Source organism: Polaromonas sp. P3_B1, assembly GCF_056402935.1.
The window spans coordinates 45,182-59,671 of record NZ_JBFUGK010000001.1 but is presented as its reverse complement, the minus strand read 5'-3'; the positions used below and the strand labels follow the sequence as shown (position 1 = coordinate 59,671).

The window sequence follows — 14,490 nt, the reverse complement described above, 5'->3', positions numbered from 1 at the left end:
CCTGGGTGATTAGCCTATAGCTTACACCGTAGCCCCTGCATTGGGGTCATTGGGATCTTCCCCTTTTTTGGCCGGCCCCTTGACCAGGTCTTCCCGCTTGATGCCCAGCCACATCGCGATCGCCGCGGCCACAAAAACCGAGGAATAAATACCAAAGAGGATGCCGATGGTCAGCGCCAGGGCAAAGTAAAAAAGCGTCGGGCCACCGAACAGCAGCATGGACAGGACCATGATCTGGGTCGAGCCGTGGGTGATGATGGTGCGGCTGATGGTGGAGGTGATCGCGTTGTCGATGATCTCGATGGTGTTCATCTTGCGGTAGCGGCGGAAGTTCTCGCGGATCCGGTCAAAAATCACCACCGACTCATTGACGGAATAGCCCAGCACCGCCAGCACGGCAGCCAGCACGGCGAGCGAAAACTCCCACTGGAAGAATGCAAAGAAGCCCAGGATGATGACCACGTCGTGCAAGTTGGCGATGATGGCCGCCACGGCGTACTTCCACTCAAAGCGGAAGGCCAGGTAGACCATGATGCCGAACACCACCATGGCCAGCGCCTTCAGGCCGTCGTGGGCCAGCTCATCGCCGACCTGCGGCCCCACAAACTCGGTGCGGCGCAGCGTCACTTCGGGGCTGGCCGCCTTCAGCGCTGCCAGCACCTTCTCGCTTTGCTGGGCCGTGCTCACGCCCTTCTGGGCCGGCAAGCGGATCATCACGTCGCGCGAGGTGCCGAAGTTCTGCACCTGCACGTCGGTGAAGCCGAGGCCGGATACGGTATCGCGGATTTTCCCGACATCGGCGGCCTGGGTGTAGTTCACCTCCATCAAGGTGCCGCCGGTGAACTCCACCGACAGGTGCAGGCCGCGCGTGATCAGGAAGAAGACGGCCAGCGCGAAGGTCGCAAAACTGATGACGTTAAAAATCAGGGCATGCCGCATGAACGGGATGTCGCGCCGGATTTTGAAGAATTCCATCTGGGGTCCTTGGGAAATTCAGGAAAAAAGGCCGGATTACTTGGTCGCCACGGCGCCGGATGCGGCGGGCCGCCACACAGTGCCGATGGAGACTGACTTGAGCTTTTTCTGGCGGCCGTACCAAAGATTGACCAGGCCGCGCGAGAAGAACACCGCGGAGAACATGCTGGTCAAAATGCCGATGCAATGCACCACCGCAAAGCCCCGCACCGGACCGGAACCGAAGGCCAGCAAGGCCAAACCGGCGATCAGCGTCGAGATGTTGGAGTCCAGAATGGTGGCCCAGGCCCGTTCGTAGCCGGCGTGGATGGCCGCCTGCGGCGACGACCCGTTGCGCAGTTCCTCACGCACGCGCTCGTTGATCAGCACGTTGGAATCGATGGCCATGCCCAGCGCCAGCGCCATGGCGGCCATACCCGGCAAGGTCAGCGTCGCCTGCAACATGGACAGCACCGCCACCAGCAGCAGCAGGTTGACCGCCAGCGCCAGGCCGGAGAACAGGCCGAACAGCATGTAATAGGCCGCCATGAACGCGACGATCACGACAAAGCCCCAGGACACGCTGTGAAAGCCCTTGGAGATGTTGTCGGCGCCCAGGGTCGGGCCTATGGTGCGCTCCTCGATGATTTCCATGGGCGCGGCCAGCGAGCCGGCGCGCAGCAGCAGCGCGAGGTCATTGGCCGCATTGATGTTCATGGCACCGGAAATGCTGAATCGAGTGCCTAATTCGCCACGGATTGTGGCGACCGAAATGGCCTGGCCCTTGCCCTTCTCAAACAGCAGGATCGCCATCGGCTTGTTCATGTTTTCGCGACTCACATCGCGCATCACACGGCCGCCCTTGGCGTCGAGGTTCAGGGATACGTTGGGCTCTTGCTTCTGCGACTCGAAGCCGGCCTGAGCATCCGTGAGGTTTTCAYCGGTCACGAGAACCTGCTTTTTCACAATCACCGGATCACCCTTGGTATCGGGGAATTTCTCCGATCCAAACGGCACCATGCCACCCGTCATGGCAGCGCGGGCTTCGGCGCTGTCATCCACGAGGCGCATTTCGAGTGTGGCAGTACGGCCCAGGATGTCCTTGGCCTTGGCGGTGTCTTGCACGCCGGGGAGCTGCACCACGATGCGGTCTATTCCCTGCTGCTGGATCACCGGCTCGGCCACGCCCAGTTCGTTGATCCGGTTGTGCAGCGTCACGATGTTCTGCTTGAGCGCCTGCTCCTGGATGCGGCGCGCGGCTTCGGGCTTGATGCTGGCCGTCAGCTTGTATTCGGTGCCGTCCGGCGTGTCGACGCTTTGCAGATCGGGGAACTGATCTGTTATGAGGTTTTTGGCCTGAGTTAACGTCTGGGTGTCGCGCAAACGAATTTCAACGGTTGCAGCGTTGCGGGAAATGCCGGCATGGCGGATGTTTTTTTCGCGCATCGTTGAGCGGAGGTCGCCCGCAAGGGATTCGGCTTTTTTGGTCAACGCCGCTTGCATGTCCACTTGAAGCATGAAATGCACACCACCGCGCAGATCAAGCCCCAAGTACATCGGACGGGGCTCAACAATAAGGAGCCTTAAATAGCTGATCCACTTCGGCATACGCGATACGAGATTAAGCGCCACGATGTAGGAGGGATCCTCAGGAACTGGCACAAACACGCGCTGCAGAATATCTCGCGCCTTCAATTGCTCATCTGTTGACGAGAAGCGCGCGCGCAATGAAGTCCCATCCAATGTGATCAAGTCCGGCGGAAGCTGTGCATTCTTCAATGCTTCCAACGCACGAGATTGCGTACTTTCGTCAATCCTGACCGTAGCTTTAGCAGCGGAAACTTGCACCGCAGGAGCTTCACCAAAAATATTTGGGGACGTATAGACGATCCCGACCAAGACCACGAAGATCAGTACGACGTACTTCCAGACCGGATAACGATTCATGAGAGGGCTGTTCCTGGTGGACAAATGAACAAAAGGGGCGCCCGCATCAAGCAGCAGCCCCGATATACCGCAAGCCCCCGTGGATCTTCACAAGGGCCTTGTGAATTTACTTGGCGGTGCCGATCGCGCCCTTGGGCAGGACCTGGATGATGGCGCTGCGCTGCAACTGGACCTCAACGCCGGGGGCCAGTTCCAGGGTCAGGTAGACATCGCCCAGCTTGGTGACCTTGCCGAGCAGGCCGCCGGCCGTCGCGACTTCATCGCCCTTGGCCAGCGCGTCGATCATGGCGCGGTGCTCTTTCTGCTTCTTCATCTGCGGGCGGATCATGACGAAGTACAGCACCACAAACATCAGCACCAGGGGGAGCATGCCCGTCAGCGAGGACATCACGTTGTCACCACCGGCGGCTGCAGCGGGAGCGGTTTGGGCAAAGGCGGAAGAAATGAACACGGCTAACTCCACAACATAGTAAAAACACACTGGCGCGCGCGCCGTCCAGCACGGACGAGGCGCGAAGTCCACGATTGTATGCGGCGGGGCAGCCGCACCAGGGGGTAACTGGCGCGCGCCAGGGGCTTTTCAAGCCGGGTTTACGTGCAAGGTGCCGCCCTCGGACTTGCCGGGGGGCCCTCACGGGGAGAAACGGCCGATGGCACTCAGGCCGCTTTCCGCTGGACGGTAGATCCGGGGTTACGAAAGGCTTGCATCAAGGCAGCCCACTGCGGCCGCGCGGCGGCCAGGTGACGCGCCTTGACGTGGCCATAACCCTTGATCATTTCGGGAATCCGGGCGATTTCCACCGCCGTGGTGTGGTTTTCAGCCGTCAGCCCCGCCAGCACTTCCTGCAGGCTGGCCTTGTATTCCTCGATCAGGGCGCGCTCCGTGCGCCGCTCCTCGGTGCGGCCAAACACATCCAGCGGCGTGCCGCGCAGGCCCTTCAGGCGGGCCAGCACCTTGAACGCGCCCAGCATCCAGGGGCCGAACTGCTTCTTCTGCAGCTCGCCCTTCTCGTTTTTGGATGCGATCAGGGGCGGCGCCAGGTGGTAATTCAGCTTGAAGTCGCCTTCGAACATGGCGTTGACCTTGCCCAGGAAGGCCGTGTCCGTGTGCAGGCGCGCCACTTCGTACTCGTCTTTGTAGGCCATCAACTTGAAGAGGTAGCGCGCAACAGCTTCGGTGAGCGCCGTTTTGCCCAGCACCGCTTCGGCGCCTCGCACCTGTTCAACAAAGGACTGGTAAGCCTGCGCATAAGCGGCATTCTGGTAGGCCGTGAGAAAGTCCACCCGCTTGGCCAGCATTTCAGCCAGGGCCGGCTTTTTCACGAACTCGATGACCTGCGCCGCCTTGAACAGTGCCTGGACCGATGCCAGGTCGTGCGCGCAGCGACGGCCCCATTCAAAGGCCGCCTTGTTGTTGTCGACCTGCACGCCGTTGAGCTCGATCGCCCGCATCAGCGCGGCATGCGACAGCGGCACACGCCCTTTTTGCCAGGCAAAGCCCAGCATCAGCGGGTTGGTGTAAATCGAGTCGCCCACCAGTTGCACCGCCACCTGCTCGGCATCGAAGCTGCCCAGCAAGTCAGTGCCCACTGCGGCAGTCACGGCGTTTTCGCAATTGCCGCCGGGAAACTGCCAGGCCGGGTTCTTCACGAAGGCGGCCGTCGGCGTGCCGTGCGAGTTCATGGCCACGTAGGTCCGGCCCGGCTGCATGACGGTCAGCGTGTACTTGCTGGCAGCCACGATGGGGTCGCAGCCTATGACCAGGTCGGCCTTGGCGGTGTCCACCTTGGTGGTGTAAATCGCTTCGGGCCGGTTGGCGATCTGGATGTGGCTCCAGGTGGCGCCACCCTTTTGCGCCAGGCCACCCGCGTCCTGCGTGACCACGCCCTTGCCTTCCATGTGCGCCGCCATGCCCAGCAACTGGCCGACGGTGATAACGCCAGTGCCGCCCACGCCGCCCACGACGATGCCCCAGGCGTGCTCCGCCACGGGCAGCACCGGTTCGGGGACAGGCGGCAGACCGGAGACGCCGCCCTTCTTTTCTTTTTTCGGCTTCTTCAACTGCCCACCCTCGACGGTGATGAAGCTGGGGCAAAAACCCTTCACGCAGGAATAGTCCTTGTTGCAGGTGTTCTGGTTGATGCGGCGCTTGCGGCCGAATTCGGTTTCCAGCGGCTCCACCGACAGGCAGTTGGACTGCACCGAGCAGTCGCCGCAGCCTTCGCAGACCAGCTCATTGATCACCACGCGCTTTTCCGGGTCCACCAGGGTGCCGCGTTTGCGGCGCCGGCGTTTCTCGGTCGCGCAGGTCTGGTCGTAAATGATGGCGGTCGTGCCCTTGATCTCGCGGAACTCGCGCTGGATGCGGTCCAGCTCGTCGCGGTGGTGCACCGTCACGCCGTCCAGCAAAGGAGCGCCGTCATATTTTTGCGGCTCGTCGGTAACGATCACCAGCTTGGCCACGCCTTCGGCGCGCAGGCTTTGCATGATCTGCAGCACCGAGTGGCCCTCGGGCCGCTCGCCGACCTGCTGGCCGCCGGTCATGGCGACCGCGTCGTTGTAAAGAATCTTGTAGGTGATGTTCACACCCGAGGCGATGGCCTGGCGTATCGCCAGCAGCCCGCTGTGGAAGTAGGTGCCGTCGCCGAGGTTGGCAAAGATGTGCGCGTCGGTCGTGAAGGCCGCCTGGCCCACCCAGGTAACGCCTTCGCCGCCCATCTGGGTAAAGGTGGAGGTGGAGCGGTCCATCCAGGTGGCCATGTAGTGGCAGCCGATGCCGGCCACGGCGCGCGAGCCTTCGGGCACGCGCGTGCTGGTGTTGTGCGGGCATCCGCTGCAAAACCAGGGGGCGCGCTCGCCGGTGTCGGCCTTGGCTTCGGCCAGGGCGCGTTCACGCGCCTCGATCACGGCCAGGCGCTCGTCCATGCGCGAGACCACGTCGGCCGGCACGCCCAGCTTTTTCAGGCGCTTGGCGATCGCCTTGGCGATGATGGCCGGCGTCAGGTCGGCCTTGGCGCGCAGCAGCCAGTTGTCGCTCGGGTTGGAGCGGCCCCATTCACCGCCCGACTGGTCGCCTTCGGGCTCGTCGAACTTGCCCAGCACATTGGGCCGCACGTCGGCGCGCCAGTTGTAGAGCTCTTCCTTGATCTGGTATTCGATGACCTGGCGTTTTTCTTCCACCACCAGGATTTCCTGCAGCCCTTCGGCGAAGTCGCGCGTGATGGTGGCCTCCAGCGGCCAGACCACGTTGACCTTGTGCAGGCGTATGCCCAGCTGGTGGCAGGTTGGCTCATCCAGGCCGAGGTCGGCCAGTGCCTGGCGCGTGTCGTTGAAGGCCTTGCCGCTGGCGATCAGGCCGAAGCGGTCTTTGGGCCCGGCGATGACGTTGTAGTTGAGCTTGTTGGCGCGGATGTACGCGAGCGCCGCATACCATTTGTAGTCCATCAGCCGCGCTTCCTGCTCCAGCGGCGCGTCGGGCCAGCGAATGTGCAAGCCGCCGGGCGGCATTTCAAAATCTTCAGGGATAACGATCTTCACGCGGTCCGGGTCGACCAGGATGGAGCTCGATGACTCCACGACTTCCTGGATGGTTTTCATGCCCGACCAGACGCCCGAAAAGCGGCTCATGGCAAACGCATGCAGGCCCATGTCCAGGATGTCCTGCACATTGGACGGGAAGAACACCGGCAGGCCGCAGGCCTTGAAGATGTGGTCGCTCTGGTGGGCGGCGGTGGAGCTCTTGGAGACATGGTCGTCACCGGCGATGGCGATTACGCCGCCGTGTTTCGCGGTGCCGGCCATGTTGGCATGCTTGAAGACGTCCGAGCAGCGGTCCACGCCCGGGCCTTTGCCGTACCAGATGCCGAACACACCGTCGAATTTCTTGCTTTGCGGGTACAGGTCCAGTTGCTGGGTGCCCCAGACGGCGGTGGCGCCCAGCTCTTCGTTCACACCGGGCTGGAACACGATGTTCTGCGCCGCCAGGTGCTTTTTGGCGGCCCACAACGCCTGGTCATAGCCGCCCAGCGGCGAGCCGCGGTAGCCGCTGACAAAACCCGCCGTATTCAAGCCCTCGATGGCATCTCGCGTGCGCTGCAGCATGGGCAGGCGTACCAGCGCCTGGACACCACTCATAAAGGCACGGCCGTGATCCAGGCTGTATTTGTCGTCGAGCGTGACGGTCTCTAGCGCCCTGCGGATGTGCTCAGGAAGTGGGGCATTCATGCGACATCTCCCATGCGAACGAGCTCGACCACAAATCCAGCACAGCCGGCTTCGCCGCCTGAGTATTTGTGCCTTCGGCGAAACCCGCTTTGCGGGTTTTCGTCCAGGGTCACTGTCTCCAGGGCCTTGCGGATATGGTCAGGTAGGGGCGCATTCATCTTCGTGGGTCTCCAGGACTGTTTTTGATACCGCCTTGTGGGCGGGCTTTGGGGAAGACCAGACCCGGTTAGGGCCAGCCCTCTATATGCATGCAAAGTGTATGCCGCCGGCCCTGATATGTCTTTGCTTTGTTTGCCCTATTTGGCCCACTTCCAGAAAGAATCTTGCTGCAAAATAGCAAATATGGAAACATTAGATAAGTTTGACATCGCCATCCTGAACGAGTTGCAGCGCGATGCGCGGCTGACCAACACCGAACTGGCCTCGCGCGTGGGCCTGTCGGCCGCACCCTGCTGGCGACGCGTTCGGGCCCTGGAAGAAAGCGGTTTCATCACCGGCTACCGGGCCGAGATCAACCGCCACAAAATTGGCCTGGGCGTGCTGGCCTTTGTGCGGCTGGACGCCGACCGCAACAACGGCGACGCCACGCGGCAATTGGAGGAGGCCATTAAAAAGCTGCCGGAAATCGTCTCTTGCCACTACATCAGCGGCACCGGCACCTTTGAGCTGCAGGTGGTGGCGCAGGACCTGGAGGCCTTCAGCAAGTTCGCGCTGCAAAACCTGATCAACCTGCCCAACGTCAAAGACCTGCACACCAGTTTTTCATTGGGCGAGGTCAAGGCCAGCAGCGCGCTGCCGCTGGGGCACCTAGCCTGATGCCCTGCACACGGCGCTTGGGAGGGGGACAGAATGACCGGATGGCGTTCACGCACGCCGCGGCCTTCAGGTCTAAGACGGCGCTTGCGGGCTCACCCGCTTGCCGTCTGCCGGAACCCGCCACTTGTCGACGTCGACCAGGTGGCCCTCCACATTGATGTACCACATACCTTCAGCCCCGTAGGCGATGATGGTGTGGCAATGCGAGGCCGAAGAAGAGGTGCAGAGTAAAAACTGCGCCAGCCCATCCGAAGTGCTGTTTTTGAAGAACCAGGACGACCACCACTTGAAGTGAATCGGCTTGTTGGCCTCGCTGGATTGGGTGGCAACAAGGTAGGCCGCCAACCCTTTCTCGGCCAGGGGAAACATTTCCGAAGAGACGATGCGATAGGCGCCCACGCCGACGCTGGCGGCATACGCTGCAAGAATGCCGAAAATCCAGGCGATAACTTTTGCTTTTGGGCTCATGGGATACGGGTTTGACATGGCGCTCACAACCCTTGACGGTGTGAAGCGGCGGAGGAACAGCGGACTTCAGTACCATGTTAGCTTGCCTTGAGAGGAAAGCGCCCCTTTTTAAATGAAGGCGCCCTTGCACCGTGGCAACGCTCCTTCCCCTGCCCTTATCCCAGCTGCCCATGGAGATCACCATGACGAAATTCCGCAACATCTTTTGCGCCCTGTGCCTGGCGCCATTCACATTCGCCCCTGCCTGGCTGATGGCCCAGCCGTCGCCCACTTCGGGCGCAGGTCCCGAAACACTCCCGATGCGCAACCTGCAGATCGAGGTACGCCAGGCCGGCAGCAGCCTGCGCTCCCAAAGTGCCCTGGGCGCGCAGGGCGGCGTCGTGCTGCAGCCGGGCCGATCGGGCGCCAATGCCCACATCACGGCGCAGGACAGCCAGCGCAGCGATACGCGCGACATGGTGCAGCGCATACTGGTCCTAAACGGCCGCCCCGCCAACATCAACGTGGGCAACAGCCAGCCGCTGCGGCTGGTGCAGGGGCGCCAGGCGGCCACCGTGTTCATCGATGCCAACAGCGGCTTTTCAGCCCGGCCCATCTGGTACGGCGGCGACAGTGTGGAGCTGGAACTTGCGGCCGGTCAGGCCAGCCGCACGGGGTCGTCGCCGATGGCACCCTTGTCCTCCTCGTCCACCAACACCTCGGTGAGCGTGCGCCTCGGGGAATGGGTGACCGTGGCGGAGTCCGACGACGCGAGCGCGGGCAACAGCAGCGGCATCGCAGACAGCCGGCAGTCCACACGGCGGGATGGGATGCGGGTCGAGGTCCGCCTCTCCGTGCGTTAAATGAGAATTCAGTCGCGCACGCAGCGCGCTACGAGGGGCAGCAGGGGATACCGCAGCACCGCCTCGCGCCCGCTGGCGCCCAAGCCGAACTCGGCGCGCATGCGCGGGTTGCTGTAAACCGTCTGGCGCGGCCCCTCGCCGCCGGCATCGCGCTGGAGCAGATCCCGGCCGCCGGGGCCTTCCAGCAGCGCGCTGTCGTCGATGAATTTGACGCGGAACTCAATCCCGTGCTCGCAGCGGTACAGCGGGCCGTCGGCCTGCCAGTTGCCGCCGGCGCAGCCGCCCAATGCCGCCGCGGCCAGCAGCGCCGCACAGATATTCCATGGCTTGTTCATGATGGCTCCTGAGATGGTTCAGCGGGGCCAGAGCACCCACAGCCGCAGCGGCTGGTTCATGCGCGCGGCGAACTGGCCGGCCTCGGGTCCGGTACCGGCGAAGTAATCGGCCCGCACCGCGCCCACAATGGCGCTGCCGGTGTCCTGGGCCAGCACCAGTTTTTGCAGGCTGCCGGCCCCGCCTCGCGAGGCCAGCCACACCGGCGTGCCATAAGGAATGCTGCCCGGGTCAACCGCGATGGAGCGTCCCGGCGTGAGCGCGACACCCTGCGCGCCCTTGGGCCCGAAAGCGGCGTCGAGCTCGCTCAGCGGTTGCTCCTGGAAAAAGGTGTAGCGCGGGTTGCTCCAGAGCATTTGCTGCACGCGCTGCGGCGGGTTTTTCGCGGCCCAGGCCTTGGTGGACTCCACCCAGGGCGCCGTCATGCGGCCTTCACCCTGGTCCAGCAACCACTGGGTGACGCTGCGAAAAGGCTGCTCGTTGGAGCCGGCATAGGCCACGCGCACCATGCGCTGGGAGCCATCGGGCTCGGTCAGGCTGAGCCGGCCCGAGCCCTGGATATGCAGCGACATCGCCTCGACCGGGTCGGCCAGCCAGGCGATCTCGCGGCCGCGCAGCGCCGACTTCGCTTCGGGCGAGGTATCGATCTCCTGGCGCGAGAACCACGGTTTGCGGCTGGCCAAAGAGGCCGGCGGGCGGTACAGCGGCACTTCATAGCCTGCGCCGGCCTGGCGGCTGGCCTTGAGCACGGGCTCGTAATAACTGGTCAGCAGCCCGTCGGCCGCACCCTGCAGGCTTTCGACACGGTAGGGCTGCAGCCGGCTCACCATCCAGTTGCGCTGCTCTTCGGCGGAGGCGATGCTCAAGCGCCGGACCTCGGCGCACAGCGGCGCAAATACCGGACCCGGCCGCTCGCAGCTCTTGAGCCAGGCGTTCCAGCCCTCGAACAGCTGGTCGTCTTCAAAACCGGGCAGCTCGGCCCAGCGCACCGCGACCCAGCGGCTTTTGCCTTGCAGCATGGACGCGGGCAGGGGGCCCGAATCGCCGGGACGGCTACCTGCCGAGGTGGGCTCTCCCGGTGATGCTGGCGGCAGCGGCGGGCTGGCGCAAGAGGCCAGCAAAACCGCGATGGAGATAATCGCTCCCATCTGCAAGAAGCGCATGGGACGCATGGAGCGGCTCTCATGGCTGGCGCGTATCGACGGTATCGAAGGAAATGTCATGGCCTTACTTTTGCTGGAAGCCCTGGGGGCACTGCTGCTGCTGGTGTTCATTGTGTGGTGGACGATGTTTTCAGGCCGCAAGAACGGCGAGCTGAAGGACCCGGAACAACCGGCGCCCGACGCGGAATCCCGCAAGGACTAAGCCGCGCCTGCGGCACTACAGATTGCGCAGCAGGTTGGCGAGCTCCACCGCCGATTTGACACCCATTTTGTCAAAGACCCGCGCGCGGTGAACCTCCACGGTGCGCACGCTGATGTCCAGCTGGTCCGCGACCAGCTTGTTGGGCAGGCCGCCCACCACCAGCCGCATCACGTCGCGCTCGCGGTCGGTGAGGCCGTCAATGCGGGCCTGCAGCCCGGTGGATTCGCTGTGCTGCGCCAGCGCGGCGGCGGAATGCTTGAGCGCCTGCTCGATGCGGTCCACCAGCGCGTTGTCCGAGAACGGTTTTTCGCAAAAATCAAAGGCGCCGCGTTTGACGGCATCAACGGCGGTGGGAACGTCGGCATGGCCGGTCAGAAAAATCACCGGCAGGGTCGGCAGCAGGCCGTAACCGATGAGTTTTTCAAACATGGCCAGGCCGCTCAGTCCCGCCATGCGCACGTCCAGCAGCACGCAGGAAGGCGAGCGCACGTCAAAGCCTTTTGACACCCGCGCGTCGAAGGCCTCGGCACTGTCGAAGGTTTCGCTGAGCAGGCGGCGCGAACGCAGCAGCCAGGCCAGCGCGTCGCGCACGCTGGCGTCGTCGTCGACGATGTAGACCGTGGCATTGTGAATGGGTTCCATGGTGTCCTTCAGGCTTGCGGTGGTTCGGCGTCCCGGGCCGGCGCCGCGGGCAGGGTGAAACTGAAAATCGTACCCTGCGGCTCGGCCGCTTCAAATCCGAGGAAACCACCGTGCTGCTCTATGACAGTGCGGCAAAGGCTGAGACCCAGGCCCATGCCTTCTTCCTTGGTGGTGAAAAAAGGCGTGAACAGGCGTTCCGCGACGTCGCCGGGAATGCCTTCGCCGCGATCGATGACCGCGAACTCGACCCAGCGGCTGTGCGCGTTGGAGGCCGCCGGGCGTATGCGCAGGGTCAGCACCTTTTCGACCTGTGCCGGGCCGCTCGGCTGCACGCCTTCGACCGGGCCCTGCATGGCCTGCATGCCGTTGCGCGAAAGATTCAGAAGCACCTGCTCGACCATGGTGCGGTCGCACAGCACGGGCTCGCAGGCTTCGTCGACCTCAATCACAACCCGCACGCCCAGCTTGCGAGCCTGCAGGCTCACCAGCGGCATGATGGCATCGAGCAGCGCGCGCGGCGGCACGGCCTCGCGCACCTGGTCGCGCCGGCGCACGAAGTCGTGCACGCTCTTGATGACCTTGCCGGCGCGCTCGGCCTGCTCGGCGATACGGCGCATGGCCTGCTGCAGGTCTTCGGACAGCGGAGCCGGCGTCGGCGCGGCCGCGCCGGTTTCTTCCTGCAGCAGGTTGAGCGAACCGGTGGCGTAGCTCGAAATGGCCGCCAGCGGCTGGTTGAGCTCATGGCTCAGCAGCGAGGCCATTTCGCCCACCATGGCCAGCCTGGCGGTGGCCTGCAGGCGATCCTGGCTGGCGCGCGAGAGCTCCTCGACGCGGCGCTGCTCGCTGACGTCCAGGATGGCGCTCATCCAGCCGGTGTGCTTGCCCACCGCGTTGATCAGCGGCGCTTCCATGATCAGCACCGGAAAGCGCGTGCCGTCGCGCCGCATGAACACCGATTCGTGGCCTTCGCGCGGCAGGTTGCTGCCCGCCAGCCGGATTTCCTGGCGCTGCTGGTAGACGCCGGCAAGCTCGGGCGGCCAGTAGGGCGAAGGAAAACTCTGGTTCAGCAGATCCTTGGCCTCGACACCCACCATCTTGCAAAACGCCGGGTTCACATAGGTGATGCGGCCCTGCAGGTCGCGCGCGCGCAGCCCCGTGAGCACCGAGTCCTCCATGGCCTTGCGAAAGGCCAGCGCCTCGCCCAGGTCGTGCTCGACCTTGAGCCTGCGGCGCATGTCCCGGGCCAGCAGGAAGAGCACCGCCATCAAGGCCAGCGACATCGCGGTCACGAGCGCGGTCAGCACGTTGGGGAACAGGGCCGGCGTGCCCAGCCGGCTTTCCATGCGCACGACCAGCGTGTTGCCCGGCAGGTCCAGCAGCTGCTGCGCGATGTAGATGCGGTTGCCGCGCGAGGGCACACCGTGCAACGCCAGCCGCGTGCCGTCGGCCTCGGTGAAAGACAGGCCGACGCCGCGCGCCAGTTGCCGGCCCACCAGTTCACCCAGGATGTCCTGCAGCGAATAGGTGGCGACGGTGTAGCCGGTGATGCGGCCGGACACCACGATGGGCAGGCACATGTCCAGCACCTCCAGCCCCAGGCCGTCGGGCTGTGGCATGAAATAGCTGGTGGAATAAGCCGAGCCGCTCAGGCGCCGGGCCGCCGTGCAGGTCAGGGCCACATCGGCCTGCATGCCGGCCCTGCCAAGCCTCTCGAACACCGAGGTGCGGTAGGGCGTTTCGACAAAAGCCAGCACCTCGAGCGACTCGCTGCGCCATTCGAGCCGCATGATCTCGCGATGCTCGCGCATCACTTCGGCGGCCGGCGCATGCCACGCCCCGGGCGTGCGCTCGCCGGACTGCAGTGCCTGGAAGGTCTGGATGTTGCGCGTGAGGCCCGAGCGGATGTCGGTGACAGTTTCGGCGGCATCGTGCTCAAGACGGCTTTGCACCATGCTGGATTCGTAGCGCCCCGCCAGCCAGATCAGGATGCCCAGCAAAGCCACGACCAATGCCACCAGCAGGGCCCACAGTGCCCAGCGCCGGCTGGCCCGGCTCACATTGACACGTGGAAACTTCACGCCCGGCGGCTCCTCACAGCACGCGGTGGCTCAAGGCCGGCAGGCGTTCGCGCACGCCCTGCAGGCTGGCCGCCAGGACTTCGGCCATCACGACGCCGGCACCCTCCTCGCGTTCGGCCAGGATCTGGCCCCAGGGATCAACGGCCATGGTGTGGCCCCAGGTGTGCCGGCCGTTTTCATGGGTGCCGCCCTGGGCCGCGGCCAGCACGTAGGCCTGGTTTTCGATGGCCCGCGCGCGCAGCAGGATTTCCCAGTGGGCCTGGCCGGTGGTATAGGTGAAGGCACTGGGCACCAGCAGCACATCGGCCTTCAGGGCGCGGTAGAGCTCGGGAAAACGCAGGTCATAGCAGACGCTCATGCCTATGGTGTAGACGTGGCCGTCACGCGAGGCCAGTTCGAAACGCACCGGCTGCGAGCCGGGCTCCAGCACCCGCCGTTCGTCGAAGTCCTCGTGGCCCTGGGTAAAGCGAAAGAGGTGGATCTTGTCGTAGCGGGCCGCGCTTTCGCCCGAAGGCGCGTAGGCCAGCGAGCAGTTGCGCGCGCGGGCCGGGTCATCGGTGGCCATGGGCAAGGTGCCGCCCACGATCCACAGCCCGAGTTCACGTGCCGCGCGGCTCAGGAAATCCTGGATGAGCCCTTGCCCGGGGGACTCCTGGAACTGCAGCTTGTCGGTGTCCTTGCGGCCCATGATGCAGAAGTACTCGGGCAGTACCGCGAGTTCGGCGCCCTGCGCCGCGGCCTGCCCGAGCAGCTGCCGCGCCACCTCAAGGTTATCCTCGATGCGGGTGCCCGACACCATTTGAATAGCAGCTACTTTCATG

The 14,490-nt window shown here is 64.1% G+C and carries 13 protein-coding genes; 3 read left to right on the top strand and 10 right to left on the bottom strand.

The window, feature by feature from the left end; translation table 11 throughout:
* Positions 1-21: 21 nt before the first annotated feature.
* The 4 genes from secF to AC1DXS_RS00240 form a co-directional block, all read right to left on the bottom strand.
* Positions 22-975 carry a protein translocase subunit SecF gene (gene secF / locus AC1DXS_RS00255; protein WP_477735593.1) on the bottom strand — a complete coding sequence of 318 codons (954 nt, stop codon included), beginning with the start codon at positions 973-975 and terminating at the stop codon, positions 22-24.
* 36 nt (positions 976-1,011) lie between these two features.
* Positions 1,012-2,901, bottom strand: a complete 1,890-nt coding sequence (gene secD / locus AC1DXS_RS00250) for a protein translocase subunit SecD (protein WP_477735592.1) — start codon at positions 2,899-2,901, stop codon at positions 1,012-1,014.
* A 106-nt stretch (positions 2,902-3,007) separates the two neighbouring features.
* Entirely contained in the window at positions 3,008-3,352 is a 345-nt protein-coding gene (yajC, locus tag AC1DXS_RS00245; protein ID WP_477735591.1) for a preprotein translocase subunit YajC, read from the bottom strand.
* A gap of 206 nt (positions 3,353-3,558) precedes the next feature.
* The gene (locus AC1DXS_RS00240) at positions 3,559-7,125 is read right to left on the bottom strand and encodes an indolepyruvate ferredoxin oxidoreductase family protein (protein WP_477735590.1); all 3,567 of its coding nucleotides are present in this window, start codon (positions 7,123-7,125) and stop codon (positions 3,559-3,561) included.
* Between the two features lie 342 nt (positions 7,126-7,467).
* On the opposite strand from AC1DXS_RS00240, the gene AC1DXS_RS00235 reads away from it, so the two are divergent.
* Positions 7,468-7,941 carry an Lrp/AsnC family transcriptional regulator gene (locus AC1DXS_RS00235; RefSeq protein WP_477735589.1) on the top strand — a complete coding sequence of 158 codons (474 nt, stop codon included), beginning with the start codon at positions 7,468-7,470 and terminating at the stop codon, positions 7,939-7,941.
* Positions 7,942-8,013: 72 nt separating this feature from the next.
* Here the strand turns inward: AC1DXS_RS00235 and AC1DXS_RS00230 are convergent, their stop codons facing one another.
* Positions 8,014-8,409: a hypothetical protein gene (locus tag AC1DXS_RS00230; protein WP_477735588.1), complete on the bottom strand. Its 396-nt coding sequence runs from the start codon at positions 8,407-8,409 to the stop codon at positions 8,014-8,016.
* 182 nt (positions 8,410-8,591) lie between these two features.
* Here AC1DXS_RS00230 and AC1DXS_RS00225 point away from each other — a divergent pair, with 182 nt between their 5' ends.
* Complete coding sequence (locus tag AC1DXS_RS00225; protein WP_477735587.1) at positions 8,592-9,251, top strand: hypothetical protein; 660 nt, start codon at positions 8,592-8,594, stop codon at positions 9,249-9,251.
* Between the two features lie 8 nt (positions 9,252-9,259).
* Here the strand turns inward: AC1DXS_RS00225 and AC1DXS_RS00220 are convergent, their stop codons facing one another.
* Together AC1DXS_RS00220 and mltA are read right to left on the bottom strand one after the other, a co-directional pair.
* Complete coding sequence (locus AC1DXS_RS00220) at positions 9,260-9,586, bottom strand: hypothetical protein (protein ID WP_477735586.1); 327 nt, start codon at positions 9,584-9,586, stop codon at positions 9,260-9,262.
* Positions 9,587-9,604: 18 nt separating this feature from the next.
* Entirely contained in the window at positions 9,605-10,747 is a 1,143-nt protein-coding gene (gene mltA, locus AC1DXS_RS00215; RefSeq protein ID WP_477735799.1) for a murein transglycosylase A, read from the bottom strand.
* Positions 10,748-10,805: 58 nt separating this feature from the next.
* On the opposite strand from mltA, the gene AC1DXS_RS00210 reads away from it, so the two are divergent.
* Entirely contained in the window at positions 10,806-10,949 is a 144-nt protein-coding gene (locus AC1DXS_RS00210; protein ID WP_477735585.1) for a hypothetical protein, read from the top strand.
* A gap of 15 nt (positions 10,950-10,964) precedes the next feature.
* Here the strand turns inward: AC1DXS_RS00210 and AC1DXS_RS00205 are convergent, their stop codons facing one another.
* From AC1DXS_RS00205 to AC1DXS_RS00195, 3 genes are read right to left on the bottom strand one after another with little or no spacing between them, the layout of a single operon-like run.
* Positions 10,965-11,591, bottom strand: coding sequence for a response regulator transcription factor (locus AC1DXS_RS00205; RefSeq protein WP_477735584.1), 627 nt, complete (start codon positions 11,589-11,591; stop codon positions 10,965-10,967).
* 8 nt (positions 11,592-11,599) lie between these two features.
* Entirely contained in the window at positions 11,600-13,669 is a 2,070-nt protein-coding gene (locus tag AC1DXS_RS00200) for a two-component system sensor histidine kinase NtrB (RefSeq protein ID WP_477735583.1), read from the bottom strand.
* Between the two features lie 13 nt (positions 13,670-13,682).
* Positions 13,683-14,489: a carbon-nitrogen hydrolase family protein gene (locus tag AC1DXS_RS00195; protein WP_477735582.1), complete on the bottom strand. Its 807-nt coding sequence runs from the start codon at positions 14,487-14,489 to the stop codon at positions 13,683-13,685.
* Between the last annotated feature and the right edge of the window lies 1 nt (position 14,490).

Coding starts and splice junctions, on each gene's coding strand:
- mltA (WP_477735799.1), bottom strand. CDS start 10,747: ATGCGCTTCTTGCAGATGGGAGCGATTATCTCCATCGCGGTTTTGCTG.
- AC1DXS_RS00240 (WP_477735590.1), bottom strand. CDS start 7,125: ATGAATGCCCCACTTCCTGAGCACATCCGCAGGGCGCTAGAGACCGTC.
- AC1DXS_RS00235 (WP_477735589.1), top strand. CDS start 7,468: ATGGAAACATTAGATAAGTTTGACATCGCCATCCTGAACGAGTTGCAG.
- AC1DXS_RS00230 (WP_477735588.1), bottom strand. CDS start 8,409: ATGAGCCCAAAAGCAAAAGTTATCGCCTGGATTTTCGGCATTCTTGCA.
- AC1DXS_RS00195 (WP_477735582.1), bottom strand. CDS start 14,489: ATGAAAGTAGCTGCTATTCAAATGGTGTCGGGCACCCGCATCGAGGAT.
- AC1DXS_RS00225 (WP_477735587.1), top strand. CDS start 8,592: ATGACGAAATTCCGCAACATCTTTTGCGCCCTGTGCCTGGCGCCATTC.
- secF (WP_477735593.1), bottom strand. CDS start 975: ATGGAATTCTTCAAAATCCGGCGCGACATCCCGTTCATGCGGCATGCC.
- AC1DXS_RS00205 (WP_477735584.1), bottom strand. CDS start 11,591: ATGGAACCCATTCACAATGCCACGGTCTACATCGTCGACGACGACGCC.
- AC1DXS_RS00220 (WP_477735586.1), bottom strand. CDS start 9,586: ATGAACAAGCCATGGAATATCTGTGCGGCGCTGCTGGCCGCGGCGGCA.
- AC1DXS_RS00210 (WP_477735585.1), top strand. CDS start 10,806: ATGGCCTTACTTTTGCTGGAAGCCCTGGGGGCACTGCTGCTGCTGGTG.